Origin of the sequence: Okeania sp. SIO2C9, assembly GCF_010672455.1 — a bacterium.
In the GTDB taxonomy this organism is placed as follows: domain Bacteria; phylum Cyanobacteriota; class Cyanobacteriia; order Cyanobacteriales; family Microcoleaceae; genus Okeania.
On the sequence record NZ_JAAHGO010000011.1, the window covers coordinates 118,202 to 140,417 of the forward strand.

The following is a 22,216-nucleotide window of genomic DNA, read 5'->3' on the forward strand; positions in this document are numbered from 1 at the left end:
AAAATTCCTTTTAGGCAATCCTCTTCTTTATAAGAAGAGGTAATTATTAATTATTAATTGTTAATTATTAATTATTGAAAAGTACGTCATTGCGACTGTAACGAATTGGAAGGAAGCAATCTCAAGGGTTGAGACTGCACCAAAATTTGGTTATATAGTGAAGTTGATTCGCGTCTACCTACTTAATTAAATTGAAAAAAATTTAATCTCTATTTTCAGTCAATTTTGCTAATCTTTGAACTTCCTGTAAAGGCAAATCTAAATATTCAGCAATAGTCTCTAAAGTTAAACCTAAACGAATCATATTAGATACAGATTTTAAGTTAGCTTCTACTTCACCTTCATCTTTACCTTCAGCAAAAGCTTCTTGATAAACTTTAGTTTTTTTCAATTCACTTAAACCTAACATTGCTTCAATCTCCTTTCTGGTTTTTTGGGGTAACTTATAAACAATAATTGTTTCAATCAGGTCAATTAAATATTGTTGAATTTTTGGCTCAGTAATTTCCTGTTTTGCTTGATAAATTAAATATTTAGCCAAATTAATCGCTTGATTTTCTGGCTTAATTACCACCAGTTTAACAACTATTATCCCTAATGAACCACTTACCGAATAATTAATAATTAATAATTAATAATTAAATAATTCTGGTTTAAAGCCTCCCCTTTTAAGGAGATAATAAATAAAAATTTTCCTTTGAGTCAATCCTCTCCTTGAAAAGAAGAGGTAATTCTAAATTCTAAATTCTAAATTCTAAATTCTTGAAAGTTTCTTCCAATTCATCTAAATAAATCCGTTGGACTTTATTTGAGGCTAAAATACTGCTAAAGTGCTGATTTTGTTCTCTTTCGATATTACGACTCGGATAAATAACAACTACTTGCCAAGGATTGGGGGGTTGATATTGTCGTAAAAAGAGAAATAATTCGGCAAATAGACGATAATAGAGATTATCATCTGGTTGAAATTGGACTTCAACGAGGTAAAAAGGTTTATTAGGATTATTATCAGTTGGTAAAAATCAACCATCTAAACGGAAAGATAATTGTTTGACTTCACGAGAGGTAAATTCATAAGTTTGAGTATTGGTATTTGGTTGGTTAATTAGTTCAAAGAAAATTTGAGGAAAGTTGAGAAATATTTGATAGAAAATACTGTCTGTTTTCAAAATATTTATAGTTTAGTGGCAGTAGAAATATTTTATTATTGAGTTAATATTAATTTTGTTATTTCTCAGTCATTTGAGCAAAATGTTCTATTAACATTCGGTGGATGAATATTTAAGCACTCACCTACTTTTTGGATAAACTATGAAGCTTCTGCCTCAATCCAACCTTTGACCATTTCAATAGGAATCCCAATAGGACCAAATAGTACTTTCAATGCTTCAATTCCTCCTTCTTTAAGAGCATTAATTAATCTAGCTTTCAATGTGGGATTTTGTTTAATTTCTTGTTGTAAAGTTACAGCTAAAGCACTCTGTTTTTCAATTTCTGTTGCATTTGGATAATTTTGTTCTAGTTGTTGTAAAAGCTGTTGAATTTCTACTGCTGCATCTGCTAAGTTTTGTTTTTGTTCGGGAGGGTAATTATTAATTATTCCGCCTACATGGTTGGCATAAATTGGTCCGCTTATTCGGTTACCTTGAGATTTGTCAACATTGACAACTCCTTGAGAAAATTTTCCACCGCTAAAGTCATTTTTAGTGGTATCAGCCATAAAAATGTCTCCTTGACTTTGATAAGTTTGTGTATAAAAACTAGGACGCTGTAACGCCGTTACTATCATATTCTCTAAATTATAAATCCTATTATCTTTTTCCGCTAAAAGTGCCTTTACTTCTGTCTGAGCTAAGGATTTTATTTCGTGATAAGTCTGAAAATATTCAGCATTCAACTGGGAAAGGTTAGCCCCAAGAGCAGTTGCCAGACGAAGTAGAAGATTATCTTGTCCTCGTTTCTCCATCGCTACAATTTCTAGCTCTGCATCTGGATGATTTTCGGCTAACTGCTTCAATGAAATGGCAATAGCGCGAGGGTCAACTCCTTGGTTGTGGTAAAGGTCGAGGGTATCAACTATTGGCTGGATAAAATCGGCAAAGTCTCCATTCTCAAATTCTTCTTGCCAGTTATCGGGTTTCCGGCGAGGGTTGGGGTCGTCTTTTGTAGGTAAGCGCATAAAGATGTAACGACATCTGACCCCATCTAATTTTGTATGACTTGTGATACCCCAATCTTCGATAGTAGCTCCGGTGAGTATTGCTCCTGTTAAGTCTGTTTGATCTAATTGGGTTTGTACTAACTTAGCTCTGGATAAGTCAGCATCCTGGAGGTTCGCCTGTTTAAGATTTGTTCCAATAAAGCTTGCGTCTTGGAGGTCTGCACCTTGTAAATTAACACCGCGTAAGTTTTGGTAGTCAAAGTTTTGGTTTTGAATCTTCCCAGTAACAATTAACTGGCGAATTTTTGGATTTGCTAAATAGCTTTTTCCAACACGAAGCTGATTAAATTTTCTCACATCCCTCCAAAATACATTGTGGAGAACAGCATAGCCAAAGTTAGTATTTTGTATGGTAGCTTGAGAAAAGTCTACATCAGTTAAGTCAGCTTTTCTGAAGCTTGTACCACTCAAATTAATAACCGTCATTTTTATCAATTCATTGCTTATTGCTAAAGTAACACGAATTAAGCCATGTTTAACTTGAGCTATTGCTCCAGATACAATTCCTGCTCTAGACCCTCGAATGGATATGAGACTACCAACGATTAATACCCAGAGTAAGGGTAATAAACCAGTTGTAACTATAACCCTAGAAATAGAACCTGTAATAAATGTGCAAAATAACAGGGTAAAAAAAAAGGAAACAACACTTCCTATCCCTATAACTGTATTAATAGTGGCAAGCAATTCTCTAATTGTTGATGTTCGACCATGAGCAATAGAAATAATGGCTGTTGATAATATAGTAATTACACCTAAAACAACTCTTAAAGAACTAGACAGTGCTGCTAAAACCAGTAGGATAATGACTACCCCAGTATAAATAGTAAATTGTGGTTGTTGTAATCCAGTTTTAACCCTACAAAACTTTGCACCTTTAAGATTAGCTTTAGTAAAATCTGCTCCTCTAATATCCGAACCACTAAAATCTGCTCCCGAAAGGTTTTTTCCTCTAAGAGATTCACCCCTGAGTTTTACCCCTTGAAAATTTCTTTCACCGTCCTGATATTGCCTCAGTAATTCACTAGCTTTCATTGCATAATATTGACTCTAAATTAACCAACCTCTACTCAATTTGAGAAACTCTATTCCAGTTATCAGTTATCAGTCAATGCTGCTATAACCACAAAGTTAACCTGTAAGCATTCAGCTATTAGCAGTCAGCTATCAGCAATTAGTAATGAATAATTACTTCTCAGTTTTTTCAATTGGACTTTGGCAGTAAATTTTTATTCTTTCTCAATTTCAAAGGTTGCTTTTACCTTCTCCAAAATTAATAGCTGATAGCTAATAGCTGACGGCTGAATGCTTACGTTAACCTTATTATATGACCGCCTCGCAATGACAAGATAAATACTCAATTTTTTAATTATTATTTATATTATTTTGGTAGTAATTTTTCCCTGGCGATCGCCCTTGATATTAGACACATAATTCTTCTACTTCCATTTCCTTAATTTTAAGTTCTTGACCTTGAATAATATCTATTTCCACACTATTACAAACATGACAAACGCCGAATGGTTGCTCTAGAGAAAATTCTGCTCCACATTGACGACATTTTCCTAAACCGGGAATTTTAATAATCTCTAATTTTGCACCTTCTAAAACAGTACCTTTACTACAAACATCAAAACAAAATTCAATAGCATCAGACATAATGGCAGAAAGTTCGCCTATTTCTAAAGTGACTCGTTTAACAGTTTTTTCCTTAGCATTTTCAGCAACTATGGCAACAATATTTTGAGTGATTCCTAATTCGTGCATATTTACAAAATTTTTCCAGTTTTTCAGGTAATTTTTAAGTTAAAAGTTAGAAGATACGGAGAGAACTTTCAGCATCAAAAATTTAGTTTGAGACTATTTATATTGACTGATAAAAAAGCTATTTTCTCTCTCCCAAAAAAATGTCAGTAGTAGGCGATCGCCCACCACATTTTTTAACTACAAAAGTTCATCAGGGTTAATACCTCTTTGTCTAAGAATTTCTGCTAGTCGGTCAGCTCGTTGTTTTTCATGTTCTGCACGTTGTTTTTCCTGTTCAGCACGTTGTTTTTCTTGTTCAGCTCGTTCATCTCCAGTTAACAAAATATTCCCCGAATCATCACACCATCTCAACCAATCATATTCTTTTCCTTCAAAAATACCATGCCAAATAGTTAAACCTAATCCCACTTGAGACAAATAGAAATTTCCTAGCTCTACATAACTATTACCCCGTAATTCATATACTCGTAAAATAGTTTCCCCAAGTTGTTTGAGTGGGTCAAAAACTACATAATAACCAACCGCTGCAAAAGCATAATCTTGTAATTTACTACCCAACTCATTACCGATTTTATTAGAGACAATTTGGATAGCTACTTCTGGAGGTTTACCAAAAGAAAATACAAAATAAGAACGATTCTGTTTTTGACTCCAATCTTCCGGTACTTTGACTCGTAAACTGAGGAGAACGTCTGGTACAAGTGGTGGTATTTTATTACCGTAAAAAAGCCCGACATTCGCAGTTGCTAAAAATGGTAAATCTGTTAAAAAAGAACTATATAAAGTAGTAGTTAATAGTCGTTGTTGTTTCTCAGTAATTAAATTATCCACAGGAGTATCATCTTCAGTAATAAAATCACTAATATCTGGTTCTACACATTCAAAATCTTTTGGTTGATTTTTGAAACTTTTGGGGGATGATTCAATATTTGTTTGTGTTGGTAATATAGACATAATTTTTTTCCTTTATTAATTAGGGAATAGGGAGTGTAAGAATAGGGAATAGGGAGTGTAAGAATAGGGAATAGGGAGTGTAAGAATAGGGAGTGTAAGAATAGGGAATAGGGAGTGTAAGAATAGGGAATAGGGAGTGTAAGAATAGGGAATAGGGAATGTAAGAATAGTCCTATAAGTGTACCTCACTATCCTCAAAAGTGCTGTAATATCATGTTCGGTTGAATAGTTATGATTAGGATATAGATGGAAGAGATATCTCAAACCCGTGAGATTGCTTCCTTCCACTCCGTTCCAGTCGCAATGACTTTATAGTTAGTGTTTATCCGAACATGATATAAATCAATTATTAATTATTAATTATTAATTGTTGAAAGACTGCCACAAGGCATCAACTTCATCAGGTGTATAAATATCCTCACTTGTTAATTCCACAAAATCTTGTAAACGACGATTTAAAAAAGTTCTAGCAACTTTAATTATTTCTGCTTCTGGATAATTAGAATGAACCCAAATATTAACTTCAAACGAATTTATTCCGGTTGACTGAAGTAAGAATTTAACCAGATGATACTTATCGGAAAATCCAGGACGTTCTTGATACTTATTAATTTCTAGAATCTCAATCTTAGCATCAAAAAAAGTTTTCATGTTCTTTATAGCAGTTTTCTAGTTGATGAGGTACAAAGTTTTATTGCTCTAGGAAACAGGGAACAGGAAATACAAGAATAGTCTTGCAACTGTACCTCACTATCCTCAAAAGTGCTGTAAATATTCAAATTTTGAACTTCAACCATTAATAGCATTTCTCAAAAACTTTTCAATTTTGCTATTGAGTAGGGGAGTGGGGAACCCACCCCTAACCCCTTCCAGGAGGGGAAGTAAACATAAGAATAATTAACATTAACTGGGCTGTTATATCATGTCCGGTTGAATACTTATAATTAAGATAGTAGGGGAGTAGGGGAATAGGGGAGTAGGGAAAATAGAAAGATTTACTGTTGAAGCACTCATGATAAGTTTTTTGATCACTAATTATCCGGACATGATATTAATTAGTAAATCTAAAAATGGCAAATTTTCCTAATTTCAAGCCTCCTTATTGCAGAGGTACTAATAGACATCTCCAATAATAAAAAATCAAATCAATTATTCGACATAAATTATCAATTCTTTCCCCCTACTCTGTAGGGACGTTGCATGCAACGTCCCTACCCCCTACTCCCTAGTCCCTCTTTTGGTCGAGATGTCTAATAGTCGTTGAATTTTAGGAGGGGTTGCTCATCCCTTTTGTGTTCCGGAATAATTTTTAACAAATTCTTGGTAGTTGGTCTCCTACTAACATATCTACAATACGCTCGGTGCAAAAAGTAGCAAGCTTTTGTTGGGATTCGCTTCCTCAACCCAACCTACGCCTGGAGATGTCTAATAGTCGTTGAATTTTAAAAGGGGTTGCTCATCCCTTTTGTGTTCCGGAATAATTTTTAACAAATTCTTGGTAGTTGGTCTCCTACTAACATATCTACAATACGCTCGGTGCCAAAAGTAGCAAGCTTTTGTTGGGATTCGCTTCCTCAACCCAACCTACGCCTGGAGATGTCTAATAGTCGTTGAATTTTAAAAGGGTTGCTCATCCCTTTTGTGTTCCGGAATAGTTTTTAACAAATTCTTGGTAGTTGGTCTCCTACTAACATATCTACAATACGCTCGGTGCCAAAAGTGGTTTGCAACAGTAAAATTCCAGGAGGAGAAGCAATAACTTCCCCCACAATAGCAGCATCAATACCCGCAGGATGAGATTTCATCGCTGCCAAAACAGTTTCCGCTTTTTCTCCCGGAACCACTGTCACTAACTTACCTTCATTAGCAAAATATAAAGGGTCGAGACCGAGAATTTCACAGACTCCCTGCACCTCCTCCCGCACTGGTAGGGAAGATTCAAAAAGTCGTATCCCTACTTCGGAACTCATGGCAAATTCATTTAATACTGTTGCTACACCACCACGGGTAGCATCTCGCATTGCCCTAACTTCCGGACAAACATCCAGAATAGTATCGACCAAACCATTCAAAGGTTGAGTATCGCTTTTAACTTCTGTTGCCAGAGCTAAGTCTCCACGGGCGATCGTTATTGCAGCTCCGTGGTCGCCTAGATAACCATTTACAATAATGGCATCCCCTGGTTGGAGATTTTGAGCAGAAATAGAAACACCTGAACGAATTACACCTACTCCCGCAGTATTGATAAATAATTTGTCGGCAGCACCTCGGTGAACAACTTTTGTGTCTCCAGTGACAATTTTAACTCCGGCGACATCTGCTGCTGCTTTCATACTTTTGGCTATTTCTCGGAGGGAGTCAACGGGAAAACCTTCTTCAATAATCATTCCGCAGGAGAGGTATAAGGGTTTTGCTCCACTCACCGCTATATCGTTAACTGTACCGTTGACTGCAAGTTCCCCGATATTACCACCAGGAAAAAATATGGGGTCAATTACATAAGAGTCGGTGGTAAAAGCAAGTCTGTCTCCTTGAGCAGTGAGAGTTGCTAGGTCAAATGTTGCTTGGTCTTCGAGTTGGGAGAGGGTGGGGTTGTCGAAGTTGCGGACAAAAATATCTTCTATTAGGTCGCGCATTGCTTTACCACCGCTACCGTGGGCGAGAGTAATGTTGGTGTCGCGTACTTTTGTCGGGCGACGTCGTGCTTGTTCGATTTTTTGAAATAAAGGATTTTGGGTGGGTTCGTTGTCAGCAGAGTTTGTCATTTCAGTTACCAGTTATGATATTAAATATCAATTTAATTAATATTGCTAGTTTTTTAGATTTAGTAATCTATTTACGATAGTATTTTTTTCAAATTTTCAACCTGACGTTGAATATCTGAATCATTTTTCATTGTATTTAAAGGAGCATTGTATTTTTTTAACTGCTCAATAAATTCTCTTATTTCCTGATTAGAAACTTTGTTTGTCATTCTTTCCAATAATTCTCTAAACTTTTGTTGACATAATTTATGTTGTAGACGAGCAGAAATATTTGAGTCATTGAAAGAAAGTATTGCTATAAGTGCTTGTTCAGAATCGAATTTTTCTAGCATAACTATGTATATCTCTTCAGCATCCCAAGCAACACCATTTCCATTGGTTAAGAATGCTTCTACTAAACAATAAACATATTCACGGTTTACTTGAGGTGGAATCTTACCCATATCGCCAACAAGTCTTTGGAGTTGTCGAGCAAATGGAGGCTCATTGTAGAAGTTATTTATTTCTCTATGAACTGTCAGTAAGTTTTCAATAGATGTCTGTATTTCAGCTGAACGAATATTATCTGGTATATAAGATTGTCCTGAAACTGTTTCGAGAAACTCACGAGCTAAATTTGCTTGAAGTTGTTCATTATTTGCTACAAACCTTGCATACTTTGTGCCAAATTGATAGCGTGTATCCTCATCTAATCTATCCCATAAAAAAGGAATTATAAATCTGACATTTTGACGAGTTTGAGTTGTGGTATTAGGTTGAGTATAAATACCAAATAAACCAGCAGTTAAAGTGTTTATTTTCTCCAGTGGTAAATCTATACAAAAAGAGGCTATTTGTTTAGCCTCTTTCTGAGATATTTGGTTAGTCTTAATATTTTTAAGAAGCTTTTTAATCTCAACTACTACATTTGACAAAGGCAGAGTAATTACTTCGATAATACAAGTTTCTAGCATAGTTATAAGCTGTAAACCTGTAATTTGATTATGATTAGGATGGGCTGCACTTGCCCAGTTACGCATATATCTTGCATAATCAAGGTGTTGAAAACCTAAGTCTGATATTAATCCAATTTCATTAGCAGCTTTGATTAATTCACTATCATTTATCTTAACTAAATCATCTTTATCTTTTAACTTCTTACGTCGCTCAGAACTAGCACCAACAGCAGTATCAAAAAAGTAATCTAAGTCATATTGTGAAACTCTTATTCGTAGTTCATAAATTGTTTCATCCCATAGATAATTTAAAGCAGCATCAAACAATCCTGCTGCTGAAGCCGCAATAAATTTTGAGATATAAAAAAAACGTTTTTTTTGACTATCTTCAATTTTTTCTACAACATCTTCTATGTTCTTAAAAACTTTGAGTCTTTCATTTACCGTTACTAATACAGAATCTGTAGGTAAACCATATTTGTTCATAAATTCAAGCAGCCCATTTTCAAACTGCTTGATTTGGGCTGGATAATTTGAGCTTGGCGTAATATTAGAAACGTCTTCTTGGTTTGTCATAGACTTATATTAAATTAAATAAAAAAATAGAAGTATTCTTTTGCTCGAAATTTGTATTTGTATATTTAGTCAAATAATTTTAGTTAAATTAAATTCTTTCGGTTGGGTTGAGGTCTCCAAAAATCAACATAATCACAAATAATCCATAAGCAATTAGACCTTCTACCTTCTACCTTCTTCAATTAATTTCCAGGCGACATAATCTCACCTTTTCTATAATATTAGCTCCTATTTTTTCGTAAAACTTAATACCATTATCGTTGTTAATATCCACAGTCCAATCAATTCTACCGCAACCTGTTTCTTCAGCTATTTGATATAGACGAGTCATTAAAGCTTTACCAATTTTTTGACCTCGGTATTCTGCTTGTAAATATAAATCATCTAGCCAAATTCCAGGTTTAGCTAAAAATGTTGAATAAATTCGATGATAACTAGCGAAACCTATAGTTTTACCCCCTACTTCTGCTAATAAAATAGAAGTAAGGGGAGTTGTGCCGAATAAATCGTTATTTAGTTGTTCACTTGTTGCTTTTAAAGATTCAGGACAGCCGTCAAATTTTGCTTTTAGATAAAGCAATTCCATAATTATTTTTATGTCACTGGGAACTGCTTCTCTGATTACTATTTCTTGATTCAGCATGATTTTTAGACGGTAATTTTCAAAGAATTAATTGCTTACTTTTTCAAATTAACCGTCAACTTTTTCCAGACAAGTTAATTATTTTTTTCTACTTTTTCTGCATGACGACCGGGATGTTTATCAATATGAAGTTGACCGCCGATCGCCCAATTTTCTCGACTAAATTCGTCGATATGAACTGTCACCCATTCTGGTTTTGTTCCTAAAGTAGAAACAACAGTATCAGTGACAGCTTTTGCTAGTTTGCGTTTTAATTCAACTGAATGACCATCAGCAATTTGAATAGTTATAAATGGCATGGTTTTTTCCTCCTATTTTACTAATATATATAAAACCATTATTGAATCTATTAGACATTTCCTCTAAAAGAGGGAGTAGGGAAGTTGTATGCAACGTCCGTACAGGGAAATAATTGATAATTTATGTGCGTTGATTTTATTTTTGATTATTGGAGATGTCTATTTAATATTAAAATTAAATACTTTATCTTCTTCCTTCTTCCTTCTTATCCTTATTTCACATTAAAACTAAATACCTTATCTTCTTCCTTCTTCCTTCTTCCCTCTTCCTTTTTAAACAACCGACCATATTTATAATAAGCAGCACAAGCACCTTCTGAGGAAACCATACAAGTGCCAATAGGATTTTCTGGAGTACAAGCAGTACCAAATACTTTACATTGCCAAGGTTTCAAAACACCTTTGAGAATTTCCCCACATTGGCAAGCTTTAGCATCAGCAACTTTTTTATTCGGCACACAAAACTTAATTTCCGCATCAAAACAAGCATAAGCATCAGTAATTTTTAACCCAGACTCAGGAATGTCTCCTAAACCACGCCACTCAAACTTATCCCGCACTTCAAATACTTTGCCCATTGCTTCCAGTGCTACCTTATTACCTCCTTCTTTCACCACACGACTATATTGGTTTTCTACCTCGCAACGATCTTCTAGCATTTGCTGTAATAACATCCAGATAGACTGCAAAATATCCAGAGGTTCAAATCCTGATACTACTAATGGTTTACGATATTTTTCCGAAATTACGCGGTAGGGTTCGGTACCAATAACCATACTCACATGACCAGGCCCGACAAAACCTTGTAATTCTAAATCTGGGTTACTCAATAATGCTTCTAAAGCAGGTACAACTAAAACGTGATTACTAAAAATACTGAAGTTTTCAATACCTTCCGCTTCTGCTTGCAAAATAGTTAATGCTGCACTGGGGGCAGTAGTTTCAAAACCTAAACCAAAGAAAATCACCTCTTTGTCTGGATTTTCCCTAGCTATTTTCAAACTATCCAGGGGCGAATAAACCATCCGAATATCTGCACCTTGAGCTTTCGCTTGCAACAAACTTTTTTGAGAACCAGGCACCCGCATCGCATCGCCGAAAGTAGTAAAAATAACATTGGATTTTTCCGCCAGAGCGATCGCATCATCCAATCTACCCCGTGGCATTACACAAACCGGACATCCAGGACCATGTATTAGTTCAATATTATCTGGTAATACTTCCTCAATGCCATACTTAAAGATAGAGTGAGTGTGACCGCCACAAACTTCCATTATTTTGAGTGGGCGATCGGTGCTGTATCCTAATTTTTGGCTGAGTTTATCAATTTCTTTAACTAAACCTTGTGCTTTGTGGGGGTCGCGAAATTCTTTAACATATTTCATATATTTTCTCCTATATAAAATTAAAATATCGTAGGTTGGGTTAAGCAGTAGCGCAACCAAACAAATGTCTATAGCAGAGAACAGGGAACAGTCGGAAAAGCAGTTCTCTGTCTAAAGTTCATCATCAGTCTATGTCAAACACCAACTCGTTCTTTGCTATCTATATACACAGGACTTATATCATGTCCGGTAGCATCGGTCTTGTATAGCAAAGGTAAGGAAGAAGGAAGAGGGAAGAAGCAAGAGGGAGGAAGGCTACCCTCGCAAGAAAAAAACCATTATTTCCTGTAGATATTCACCCTTGGGTTTACACAAACGATATAAACGGACATGATATTACGCATAAAGTACAAAAAATTAGGATTTGAGATTGCTTCCCTGTCGGTCGCAATGACGGAAATACGTTGTACTACGTAAGTCCTAATACATATAAATAATAGACATCTCCTCCAAAAGAGGGAGTAGGGGGAAATAATTGATAATTTCTGTGCAATAGTTGATTTTATTTTTGATTATCACGCCTATGTCTAATGGATATGCTGGGTTTCTTTCTTCAACCCAACCTACATAATAATAGACCAAATATGTTGGGTTTCCTTCCTCAACCAAACCTACATCTAACACCTACCTTTTAATTCATCACCGCAGCGACTTCCTGTAATAATTTCAAAGTTTCTGTTGCTTCTTCCTCATCTAAACGGTTCATGGCAAAACCAACATGAACTAACACCCAGTCGCCAATACATGACTCAACCGGATGTTCTTCATCAACTATGCAGGCAATATTAACCTCTCGTTTCACCCCACTAATATTAACTGTTGCCAATTTATTGACAATATCCGTTATTTCAATAATTTGACCAGGAATTCCTAAACACATTTTTCTTAAATTAATCAAACTTTTACTAAAATAAAAAAAAATTTTTATCCATTTTTGAGTTGCTAGAGGGTGCATCAATAATGTAGTGTTAGTGTAGGCAATATTTTAATTTTACCTGCTTCACAACAAAACTGATATAAAACGTCACATAGCGTGATATTTTAATGTTTACTTCCTGCTGTACGGACGTTGCATGCAACGTCCCTACGAGGCCGTGGGCGGCTACTCATCCACAGGCATTCACGGGTCTTGCCCGACCGCATCCCTCAAATTTATACTCCCTACTCTCTACTCCCTACTCCCTGCCGCAGCAATCACAACTTGACCCAGAGACAAACCGCCATCATTAGGTGGAACCTGACTATGAGTCAACACCTCCAACCCCATCTTAAATAGACGATCGCTCACCCCAGAAAGCAACAACTTATTTTGAAATACCCCACCGCTCAAAGCCACTTGATTAAACTCACAACTCTGATGTAACTCAGCCACCATCTCAGAAATAGCGATCGCTAATCCTTGATGAAACCTCGCTGCCATCAGAGCCGGAGAAGCACTTTGTTTTATGTCTATCAGTAAGGATTGCCACATCGACTGTGACACCAGATAAGTAAGAGGGAATTTACTATCTTTATCTAAGAAGAGCATATTAAATTGATAACCTTCTATTTCTTTAGCATCATTTAATAAATACTCCGTTGCCAAAGCCTCCAAATTTATCGCTGCTTGGCCTTCATAACTACAAAAATCTCGACAAATTCCAATGGCAGCAGCCACCCCATCAAATAACCGTCCGCAAGAAGAAGCTAGGGGAGAATTAATCCCTTTTTCCATCATTTGATTCATGGTGGCCAGAGGTTTTGTTTGGAAAAAATTAAATAATTCTAAATCTTCGTAATCCTTAAGAAAATCTAAACCAAAAGCAGTTACTAAATGGGCATAAGTATTACGCCAAGGTTGATAAATAGCTTTTTCTCCTCCAATCATTGGCACAGGTTTAAAAGTTCCTAAACGTTCAAACCCGCGATAATCTGCCAATAAAAATTCTCCTCCCCAAATACTTCCATCCTCTCCATAACCCAATCCATCCAAAGCAATTCCTAAAACTGGTTTACAATCAATATCTAAACCATTTTCTGCCATACAAGCTGCAATATGACTATGATGATGCTGCACTTCAATCAATTTTAAATCATTAGCAACAGCCAAATCTTTTCCCAGTTTTGTTGATAAATATTCCGGGTGTTTATCCACAACAATTGTATTTGGTTCAGCCTCCAATAAACCTAAAAAAAGATTCAAAGTTTTTTCATAAGCTGTAGCAGCCAAATTATTTTCCAAATCCCCAATATGTTGAGACAAAATAGCCTGTGCATCACGCAATAAACAAAAGGTATTTTTCAACTCACTTCCCATCGCCAAAATCGGAGAAATATTTGCAAATCCTGGAGGTAAATTAATCGGTGCTGGTGCATAACCACGGGCGCGACGTAACACTTGCGGAACTTCCTTAATAACTCGCACCACCGAATCATCAACTCGATTAAAAATAGGGCGATTATGTATTAAAAAATAATCAGCAATTTCTGATAGTTTCTCCCGCGCTTCTTCATTATCAATACACTGAGGTTCGTCAGAAAAATTGCCACTTGTTAATACTATGGGAACATCCAAACGACGCAAAGCTAAATGATGCAATGGCGTATACGGAAGCATAAAACCTAGAGTATTTTGTCCTGGTGCAACACTAGGTGCTAACTGTTGTCCAATAGTTTTCTGTGACAACACAAGTTCTGGTGCAACACTAGGTGCTAACTGTTGTCCAATAGTTTTCTGCAACAACACAATAGGAGCAGCAACACTTTCCAATAATTTCTGTTCCGCATCAGTAATATGACAATATTCAGAAATTACCTCTATATCTCTCGCCATCAAAGCCAGAGGTTTGTCCGGACGGCGTTTGCGATGACGTAACTTTTGCACCGCCTCCTCATTAGTGGCATCGCAGGCAAGATGAAAACCCCCTAACCCTTTAATAGCAACTATCATACCCCGTTGGATCAGAGTACAGACCGCATCCACATCATCCAACATTGAAAACATATCAGCAGTTACAGGTTTACCATCCGCTCTTTCTAACCAAGCTTTCGGTCCGCAAACATGACAAGCAGTAGGTTGAGCGTGGAAGCGACGGTTAAGTGGTTCGGAATAGTTTTCCTGACATTCCGAGCAAAGGTGAAAATCTGCCATAGTGGTATTTTGGCGGTCGTAAGGTAATTTTTTGATAATACTCAGACGAGGTCCGCAATGGGTACAGTTAGTAAATGGGTAGCGATACCAGCGACTCATGGGGTCGAATATTTCGCTTTTGCACATCGAGCAGGTGGCAGCATCGGGAGCTATTTGGGTACTAACTTTATTAGTGGTGCTGGAGGTAATGATAAAATCCGCGAAATTTTGGTTGGGGAGTTGGTGTCTAGTGATGGTTTCGATGTTTGCCAGGAGAGGGCGTTCAGAATGTAATTTTTCGATAAATTCGTCAATAGTAGAGCGATCGCCCACAACTTTGATTAAGACACCTTGTCCATCGTTACTAACTTCACCGCGCAACCCCAATGCTTTAGCAATGCGGTAGACAGTAGGCCGAAAACCGACACCTTGCACAGTGCCATAAACTCGAATTTCTTCTGTTATTTCAGACATTATGGATAAATTCAAAATTCAAAAGTCAAAAGTCAAAAGTAAGATTTTAGAGGTTTTGGCGTTGGTGAAAAGAGGTATGACATCTTGTCCAGATAAGAGCGCAAACAAAAAACTTTCTCCCTTTACTACTCTTTCTTCTTCTTTCTTTCCTCCTGACTCCTGACTCCTGACTCCTGACTCCTAGATGATTAAGATTAATATCATACATTAATTCACCAACGCCGAGGTTTTCAACCTCAACTTTCTCAAAAGATACCAAGTGGGTTCTATCATAACTGATAAAATTGATTTGGTATGATGAAGTCTGAAAAATTATGACATTTAATGATGTAGTAGAAATAATCAAAGGTCTTTCGACAGATGAAAAGGAAGAAATTCAATTGTTGTTAAAACAATACATCCGGGAAGAAAGACGCGACAAAATTTATAGTAATTTCAAGTTGGCTCAAGTTGAACAACAAAAAGGAGAACTGAAGTTTTTCTTCAAATGTTAATGAATTCAGGAAACTCATAGAGAAATAATTGTGGAATTAAGTTTTAGTTTTTCGTTTAAACCTGCCTTAAAAAAGTTTGATTTATAATAGTCAATAAAGTTTGTATGCTATCTGTGCAAAATGATGAAATTCTTGTCAAGTATCAATCAGATATTCAACAGATTTTTCCAGGGTTGGAAATCTCATTTCTCTGCAATTTTACCCCATCCCACGGAAGCTAAAATTTTGATGCTATATGATGATAAAAATAGTTGGTTTATACCCAATCTTTGTATAAATAAAGATATACATCCTAGTAATTTTGGAACTATTCAAAAAGTAATAGAACAAGAACTTGAAATTTCGGCAAATATTTTATATTACGCTCATAATTATGACGATAAATCTAAATGTGAGTAAGCATTTAGCCGTCAGCAATCAGCTATCAGCTATCAGCTATTACTTTTAGTTTACTATCAAAGCAATATTTAATTGTCTTACTAGAAAAGTAGGTTCCCTTGACCTTAAATTCTATTTTAATTTAAACACTGTCCCATAAGAGAAAGTCTTGTTGCTGATAGCTGACAGTTAATAGCTGTTTGCGCAGCATTCCGCAGGAAATGCTTACAAATGTGAAATTCAAACTATATATGTACTGGAACATAATTATTCGATAAAAGAACTTTTAGAAAAATTCAAAGATGCTGCTTGGGTTGGCATTGAAACTTTGAGAAATATATGCCTAAAATTACCAGAACATAAATCAGTTATCCAAGAATATTTAACAGAAATTGAAAGTAGTGAAATTCCATAAATACGTCCACCTTGGGCTAGAAAAGGTTGGTTATACTCTGCAAAAAAATGGATTGAGGAGCAATTATTAGAATTAAATTATCAACAACTTTCTCCCGTAGAATGTATCAAAAATTGGGGTATATCTTGTGTATTGCGGGTTAATACCACAGCCGGAAATATTTATTTCAAGCAAGCATCTACACTACCGAAATATTGTGGTTTAAAGCCTCCCCTTTTAAGGGGATAATAAATAAAAATTTTCATCTCTTTGTCAATCCTCTTCTTTTCAAGGAGAGGTAATTCTAAATTCGCGCATTCTAAATTCTAAATTCTTGAACTCTTTTTTGCAATGAACCATTAGTCACAACGGAATTAGCAAATTTATTTCCCCAACATATTCCTACTGTCCTTACTATAAATTCTGAGCGTCACTGGATGTTATTAGCTGATTTTGGAGAACCTATTGGTAGAAATTCATCTATCAAGTTGCAAAAAGACATTTACCGTTTACTCGCTCAAATACAAATCAAATCAATTCAGCATATTGATAATTTATTGAGTATGGGATGTTTAGACCGACGTTTGGAAAAATTATCAACTCAAATTGATGTTTTATTTAACGATAAAAATGTTCTATCTCAATTCAAAGAAACTGAAACTCAGAAACTACAAAAACTTGCTCCACATCTGAAAAAGTTATGTTCTCAACTGGCAGAATATAAAATTCCCCAAACATTAGTTCATGGAGACTTGCATTTAGGAAATGTTGCTTTGCATAACAATAAATATCTCATTTTTGATTGGACGGATAGCTGTATATCTCATCCTTTTTTTGATATGTTTCCATTATTTTTTATCCAGAATAAAAACCCTTTTTTCTCGCCCTTAAAAAGTTTGCGAGATGAATACCTAAGTCAATGGAAAATTTATGAATCAAAGCCACGTTTACTAGAAGCTTGGAAATTAGCAAAACCTTTATGTGCTTTACATCATGCCGTTACATATCAGCATATTACTGCCTGTTTAGAACCGAGGGCAAAACAAGAGTGTAATGCTCTGCCCTATTTTCTGCGACAACTTTTGAAATGCAAAATTTAAGAATGGGATAATAATAGAGAGAAAACTAATTCCTTGTACAGTGCCATAGATGCGAATTTGTTCTGCTATTTCAGACATTATACGATCGAGTATCATATAGGTTGGGTTTTGCTCCGCAAGATAAAAATCGCATCTCACAACTCAACAAAAATACAGATAGTGTGCGGGCTAAGTTGCCTCAACTGATATAATTTATATAGAACTGAAATCAACCCTAGAAAATCAAATCCATGTTTGAACAACTACCAGAAGCTATTCAGCAAAAAGTCAAAACCTTAGCTACTGAAGCACAAAAATTAAACCCCACTGGATGGTTTGAAGTTCTATATTCAGAAGCACACAGAGATCCTACACAAATACCTTGGGCACGTTTAACTACCCACCCCTACCTACAAGACTGGTTAAATTTTTCTCAACCTCAAGGAGAAGGAAAAAATGCTTTAGTGATTGGATGTGGGTTGGGTGATGATGCAGAAGCTTTATCCAAGTTAGGTTTTCAGGTGACTGCGTTTGATATTTCTCCAACAGCAATTTCTTGGTGTCATCAAAGGTTTCCTGAATCTTCAGTCAACTATCTGGTTGCCGATCTATTGGCATTAGATGCAAACTGGCATCACTACTTTGATTTAGCAATCGAGTCACGCACTATTCAAGCTTTGCCCGTGGAGATGCGACAGAGAGTTATTAACTGCATTGCTCCAGTGGTAGCAGAAGGGGGAACACTTTTGGCGATTACTCGTATACGGGATACGGATGTTATACCTGATGCTCCTCCTTGGCCTTTATCAGAAAAGGAGCTGGCTCAGTTTATCGACTTAGGATTTCAGGAAGTGCATCGCAATTTTTTCTGGTCTGAAGCGGGTCAAAATACTATCAAACAGGCTTGGATAGAGTATTGTTTGCATCAACAGTGACATTTTGAAATTTTTCAAAAGTTGAGCGATTGCTTTCTTTCCTTAAAGCTGTTGATTTTTCATATTCAAAGGGAGGAGATAATATCATGTCCGGTTGAATAGTTATAAATAAATAACGGAGGAGTCAGAAGTCAGTCCTCAGGAGTCAGGAGGGAAGAAAGAAGGAAGAAGTAAGAAAAAAGAAGAGGAAAAAGAGAAAGTTTTTTTATCACTAATTATCCGGACATGATATAACTTTATGGAAAAACTAGATTATCGCGAATTAGTTCAGAAAATTATCAATCAACACGCTTACGAACATTCTGAGGAAGATTTGGAAACGACTGAAATAGTTCGACTTAGAACGCGATCGCTATTTATTGTTATATGTGGGATGGCGTGATGAAGAGCGAATGTATGGATGCCCAATTCATATCGATATTAAGGATGGAAAAATTTGGATTCAGCGCGATTTTACAGAAGAAGGGTTAGCTCATCAGTTGGTAGAATTGGGTGTACCCTCATCAGATATTATTTTGGGATTTCGAGCGCCTTCTGTTCGACAATTTACAGGTTTTGCCGTGGTGTGAATTATAGGGGCAACCGTTTGCCCTGTTTTAGCTGTTTCCTGTGTTGTCAGCATATCCTGACCAAACCTCCCCAGAGATTGCATAACTGGTAGTGGATATTGTTCATGTGCAGATAGAAGCTATTTGGTATCTTTGCCCGCGGTACGGGTTTTTGGCAAAGGAGTCAGCTAGGGGAGCCGTTGGTAGGGCAATTTACAGGGATCGGGAGCTAGAGAAATAGAGTATTTGTTCTGGAATGGGATGAATTCTAATTAATGTTGTCATAATTAAGTTCTTCAGTATTGAAATAATTATACAAAGTTGAATATACAGGACTTACGCAAAGACACTATATATAGCTTCTACTAATTTAGGCGATTGCTGACGCAAAGCTCCGAATGGTGCTTGAAAAATTATAGCGATCGCCTGAATGACAAAATCATCATAACTTATACAGGACTTACGCAAAGGCATTATGTATAGAGTCCAGTAACTATTGGACAATAGTTTTGAGCGCTATATATATAGAACCCCTAAGCGTATCTCTGCAAAGGTGAGGGTTTTTGGTAAAGGAGTCAGGAGATTGAGAAATAAAATATGGGAAAAAAGTTGAAATTTGCCCCACACTCCCCACACTCCCCATCTCCCCACACTCCCCACACTCCCCACACTCCCCACACTCCCCACACTCCCAATCTATAGATCCCAAATGGGTTCTATAGGGTATCTGCGTAAGTCTTAAATTCGTTTAACTTATACTACATTTTCCACTAATAAATTGAAGCACAAGAAAGACTTGTTTTGAATTTTTAACCCATACAACTCAAGCTAATCAAGCTGATAGCTGTTTGCGCAGCATTCCGCACCGAAAAGCTGACTGCTGAATGCTTACAACTAATTTATTTTATTTTTTCCGAAAGTGCAGTTATAAATTTAGAAAAATCTCTAGCAGAAAGCGGACGACTAATTAAATAACCTTGAATTAATTCGCAACCATGAGCATATAAGAAATCACTTTCTTCTTGGGTTTCTACTCCTTCTGCAACTACTTGAAAACCTAATTGTTTAGCCATGCGAATAATAGCACTAGTAATAGCAGCATTTTTTAGATTTTTATGAATATCCTTAACAAAGGAGCGGTCAATTTTTAGAGTATTAAAATCGAAATGTTGTAAATATCCTAATGAAGCATATCCTGTACCAAAATCATCAATAGAAATTTCAATTTTGGCTTTTTTTAAAATTTTAAACTGTTCTAATGTCATGTCAATATTTTGGACTAATAAACTTTCAGTTAATTCTAATTTAAGACATTGGGGTTCGATTTCGTATTTGTTTAAAATATTTAATATTTCCTCAGCTAAGTTAGGTTGATGAAACTGTTTACTTGAGATATTTATAGCAATTTCTAGATTTGGTAATCCCTCTTTTTGCCAATCTTTTATTTGTTTACAAGCAGTTTCTAATATCCATTGACCTAGAGGAATGATTAAACCTATTTTTTCAGCTAAGGGAATAAATTCAGTAGGAGGAATTCTACCTTTTTCAGGAGAATTCCAACGTATTAAAGCTTCTGCACCAAAAACATTTTTTTTCCTTAAATTGAACTGTGGTTGATAATATAATTCAAATTGGTTTTCTTCAAGAGCTTGATGTAATTCAAGTCCTTGTTTTTCTAATAAAAAAGCTTTTTCATCTTCAAGTTGATTAACTCTATGTTGTAAAATTTCTAAGAGACCAGACATTTCAATGGGATCGATCATATTAGCTAGATCGGTTTCTGTTATTATTCCTAATAATTCCTCTTTTTCACCTGTTATAACTAACCTTCTGATTCGTGATTCTTCCATTTTTTGATAGACTTGAAGCAGATTATTTTCTGGTTTCAAACAAAATAACGGACAACTCATTACTTGTTCAGCAGTAAGCTCTTTTAGATTTAACTCTAGTGACTGAAACTGTATAATATCTTTTTCTGTAATAATTCCTAGTGGAATCAAAATATCTGATTTATCTTCGACCAAAAGAACACAACTAACCTTATTAAAAACCATTTTTTTTGCTATTTCCATAACAGAAGTAGAGGGAACATCCCAAATTACATTACGAGTCATAACTTCATCAATTTCTCGAAACCGCAAAAAATAACGTGGACTGAGAGTTTGACGCAAACTAGACAAAGTAACTAACCCAATAGGATAATTGTGTATATCTAAAATAGGTAAATGGCGAATACGATGACGACGCATTAAATTATAGGCAATGTATAAATCACTAAATTCTTCGTAGGGAAGTGATATAACTGGAGTCGTCATTAGTTCACTAATCACTGTATTTTGTAATATTTTTCCTTGAATAGTTAATTTGACTAAATCTCTTTCTGTGAGAATTCCTACTAATTTTTTATTTTCTACAATTAAGATACAACTGCTAGTTTGACTAACATTTTTTGACGTAGGTATTCTATGATCGCTATAACTAACCTGACAAGAACTTCCTTTTGCTTTTGTCATTAGATTAATAGCTTCATTTAAACTTGTTGAGGGTGTGAGAATACAGGGAGAAAAAATAATACTTTTATCTATATTCATAAATTTATATTTAGAGCATAAATTGTACGTATAGCAATCCTATTTTATTCGTGTCAAAAATTTTACTGCTTTTTAGGAAACAGGGAACAGGGAAAAGGTAAGAGTTTCAGTTTTTTTTATCTACTTTTTTATTGGTCACAACCTATTTAGGATTGCTATATTGTAGCTTTTACCTGAAAATGCTAGTCCATGAAAGAAACTATACAGGTATAATATTAACGGCATTCCTAAAATATGAAAAACTATGACTGACAAATTTAAGAGTTTTCTTGCATTAGCAAAGCAGAGGTACAGAATAACACTTACTTCTGTTGAGCAAAAGTTATTAAGGGCTATTGTTAAAGGAGAAGTGGCTGATTATCAAGTTAAATCCCCAGAACTTACTTTGCTTAAGGAACAGTTAGATTTAGAACTGTTAAAAGAACAGTTAAAAGAGTTAGAGGATGTAGAAAAATTAGAAGATTTGGAAGGTTTAGACTTAGAAAAGTTAAAGGAGTTAGAAAAGTCAGAACATCCAGAACAGTTAAAACAGTTATTAGCAGCGATCGCTAAAGAAAAGGAATTTAATCATCCAGTTACAGCAGAATCATGGGGAGAAGAGCGGAGATTATCGGCTAAGTTTATTGAGTGCTTATGTACAGAATGGTATAATAATTGATAAAATTTGTT

General features: G+C 35.6%; 21 protein-coding genes and 2 pseudogenes. 7 read left to right on the top strand and 16 right to left on the bottom strand.

Translation table 11 applies throughout. From position 1 onward, the window contains the following. Window positions 1-202 precede the first annotated feature (202 nt). The 13 genes and pseudogenes from F6K23_RS10520 to hypF form a co-directional block, all read right to left on the bottom strand. Window positions 203-625 (bottom strand): DUF2887 domain-containing protein, encoded by a 423-nt coding sequence (locus F6K23_RS10520; protein ID WP_367267683.1) that lies wholly within the window; start codon window positions 623-625, stop codon window positions 203-205. A gap of 148 nt (window positions 626-773) precedes the next feature. Then, window positions 774-1,169 (bottom strand): annotated as a pseudogene (locus tag F6K23_RS10525) (Rpn family recombination-promoting nuclease/putative transposase); the annotation flags it as partial. Between the two features lie 140 nt (window positions 1,170-1,309). Further along, complete coding sequence (locus tag F6K23_RS10530) at window positions 1,310-3,256, bottom strand: pentapeptide repeat-containing protein (RefSeq protein WP_293154433.1); 1,947 nt, start codon at window positions 3,254-3,256, stop codon at window positions 1,310-1,312. Window positions 3,257-3,643: 387 nt separating this feature from the next. Continuing rightward, window positions 3,644-3,988 carry a hydrogenase maturation nickel metallochaperone HypA gene (hypA, locus tag F6K23_RS10535; protein WP_293154436.1) on the bottom strand — a complete coding sequence of 115 codons (345 nt, stop codon included), beginning with the start codon at window positions 3,986-3,988 and terminating at the stop codon, window positions 3,644-3,646. Between the two features lie 177 nt (window positions 3,989-4,165). Continuing rightward, entirely contained in the window at window positions 4,166-4,942 is a 777-nt protein-coding gene (locus tag F6K23_RS10540) for a Uma2 family endonuclease (protein ID WP_293154439.1), read from the bottom strand. A 363-nt stretch (window positions 4,943-5,305) separates the two neighbouring features. Then, window positions 5,306-5,593, bottom strand: coding sequence for a hypothetical protein (locus tag F6K23_RS10545; protein ID WP_293154442.1), 288 nt, complete (start codon window positions 5,591-5,593; stop codon window positions 5,306-5,308). Between the two features lie 1,007 nt (window positions 5,594-6,600). Further along, entirely contained in the window at window positions 6,601-7,707 is a 1,107-nt protein-coding gene (gene hypE / locus F6K23_RS10550) for a hydrogenase expression/formation protein HypE (RefSeq protein WP_293154445.1), read from the bottom strand. Between the two features lie 71 nt (window positions 7,708-7,778). Continuing rightward, on the bottom strand, window positions 7,779-9,218 hold the full coding sequence (locus F6K23_RS10555; RefSeq protein ID WP_293154448.1) for a hypothetical protein: 1,440 nt from the start codon (window positions 9,216-9,218) through the stop codon (window positions 7,779-7,781). A gap of 178 nt (window positions 9,219-9,396) precedes the next feature. After that, entirely contained in the window at window positions 9,397-9,861 is a 465-nt protein-coding gene (locus F6K23_RS10560; RefSeq protein WP_293154451.1) for a GNAT family N-acetyltransferase, read from the bottom strand. Between the two features lie 74 nt (window positions 9,862-9,935). Next, the gene (locus tag F6K23_RS10565; RefSeq protein WP_293154454.1) at window positions 9,936-10,160 is read right to left on the bottom strand and encodes a 4-oxalocrotonate tautomerase family protein; all 225 of its coding nucleotides are present in this window, start codon (window positions 10,158-10,160) and stop codon (window positions 9,936-9,938) included. 212 nt (window positions 10,161-10,372) lie between these two features. Next, on the bottom strand, window positions 10,373-11,545 hold the full coding sequence (gene hypD, locus F6K23_RS10570) for a hydrogenase formation protein HypD (RefSeq protein ID WP_293154457.1): 1,173 nt from the start codon (window positions 11,543-11,545) through the stop codon (window positions 10,373-10,375). Window positions 11,546-12,176: 631 nt separating this feature from the next. Continuing rightward, the gene (locus F6K23_RS10575; RefSeq protein WP_202224891.1) at window positions 12,177-12,425 is read right to left on the bottom strand and encodes a HypC/HybG/HupF family hydrogenase formation chaperone; all 249 of its coding nucleotides are present in this window, start codon (window positions 12,423-12,425) and stop codon (window positions 12,177-12,179) included. A gap of 288 nt (window positions 12,426-12,713) precedes the next feature. After that, entirely contained in the window at window positions 12,714-15,128 is a 2,415-nt protein-coding gene (gene hypF / locus F6K23_RS10580; protein ID WP_293154462.1) for a carbamoyltransferase HypF, read from the bottom strand. Between the two features lie 314 nt (window positions 15,129-15,442). On the opposite strand from hypF, the pseudogene F6K23_RS10585 reads away from it, so the two are divergent. The 6 genes and pseudogenes from F6K23_RS10585 to F6K23_RS41720 all read left to right on the top strand — a co-directional run bounded on the left by F6K23_RS10585 (window position 15,443) and on the right by F6K23_RS41720 (window position 18,977). Continuing rightward, window positions 15,443-15,650: pseudogene (locus tag F6K23_RS10585) on the top strand (hypothetical protein). A gap of 104 nt (window positions 15,651-15,754) precedes the next feature. Further along, window positions 15,755-16,021 (top strand): hypothetical protein, encoded by a 267-nt coding sequence (locus F6K23_RS10590; protein WP_293154465.1) that lies wholly within the window; start codon window positions 15,755-15,757, stop codon window positions 16,019-16,021. A gap of 810 nt (window positions 16,022-16,831) precedes the next feature. Then, the gene (locus tag F6K23_RS10595) at window positions 16,832-17,494 is read left to right on the top strand and encodes a phosphotransferase family protein (protein ID WP_293154469.1); all 663 of its coding nucleotides are present in this window, start codon (window positions 16,832-16,834) and stop codon (window positions 17,492-17,494) included. A 230-nt stretch (window positions 17,495-17,724) separates the two neighbouring features. Then, complete coding sequence (locus tag F6K23_RS10600) at window positions 17,725-18,408, top strand: bifunctional 2-polyprenyl-6-hydroxyphenol methylase/3-demethylubiquinol 3-O-methyltransferase UbiG (protein ID WP_293154472.1); 684 nt, start codon at window positions 17,725-17,727, stop codon at window positions 18,406-18,408. A 238-nt stretch (window positions 18,409-18,646) separates the two neighbouring features. Continuing rightward, window positions 18,647-18,790 carry a hypothetical protein gene (locus F6K23_RS41715; protein ID WP_367267677.1) on the top strand — a complete coding sequence of 48 codons (144 nt, stop codon included), beginning with the start codon at window positions 18,647-18,649 and terminating at the stop codon, window positions 18,788-18,790. Window positions 18,791-18,800: 10 nt separating this feature from the next. After that, on the top strand, window positions 18,801-18,977 hold the full coding sequence (locus F6K23_RS41720; RefSeq protein WP_367267678.1) for an element excision factor XisI family protein: 177 nt from the start codon (window positions 18,801-18,803) through the stop codon (window positions 18,975-18,977). A 315-nt stretch (window positions 18,978-19,292) separates the two neighbouring features. Here F6K23_RS41720 and F6K23_RS10610 read toward each other — a convergent pair whose 3' ends face one another. The 3 genes from F6K23_RS10610 to F6K23_RS10620 form a co-directional block, all read right to left on the bottom strand. Beyond that, window positions 19,293-19,460 (bottom strand): hypothetical protein, encoded by a 168-nt coding sequence (locus F6K23_RS10610; RefSeq protein ID WP_293154475.1) that lies wholly within the window; start codon window positions 19,458-19,460, stop codon window positions 19,293-19,295. Between the two features lie 12 nt (window positions 19,461-19,472). Beyond that, on the bottom strand, window positions 19,473-19,643 hold the full coding sequence (locus F6K23_RS10615; protein ID WP_293154478.1) for a hypothetical protein: 171 nt from the start codon (window positions 19,641-19,643) through the stop codon (window positions 19,473-19,475). 212 nt (window positions 19,644-19,855) lie between these two features. Beyond that, window positions 19,856-21,547, bottom strand: a complete 1,692-nt coding sequence (locus tag F6K23_RS10620) for an EAL domain-containing protein (protein WP_293154481.1) — start codon at window positions 21,545-21,547, stop codon at window positions 19,856-19,858. Between the two features lie 244 nt (window positions 21,548-21,791). On the opposite strand from F6K23_RS10620, the gene F6K23_RS10625 reads away from it, so the two are divergent. Continuing rightward, complete coding sequence (locus tag F6K23_RS10625; protein WP_293154484.1) at window positions 21,792-22,205, top strand: hypothetical protein; 414 nt, start codon at window positions 21,792-21,794, stop codon at window positions 22,203-22,205. Window positions 22,206-22,216: the final 11 nt, after the last annotated feature.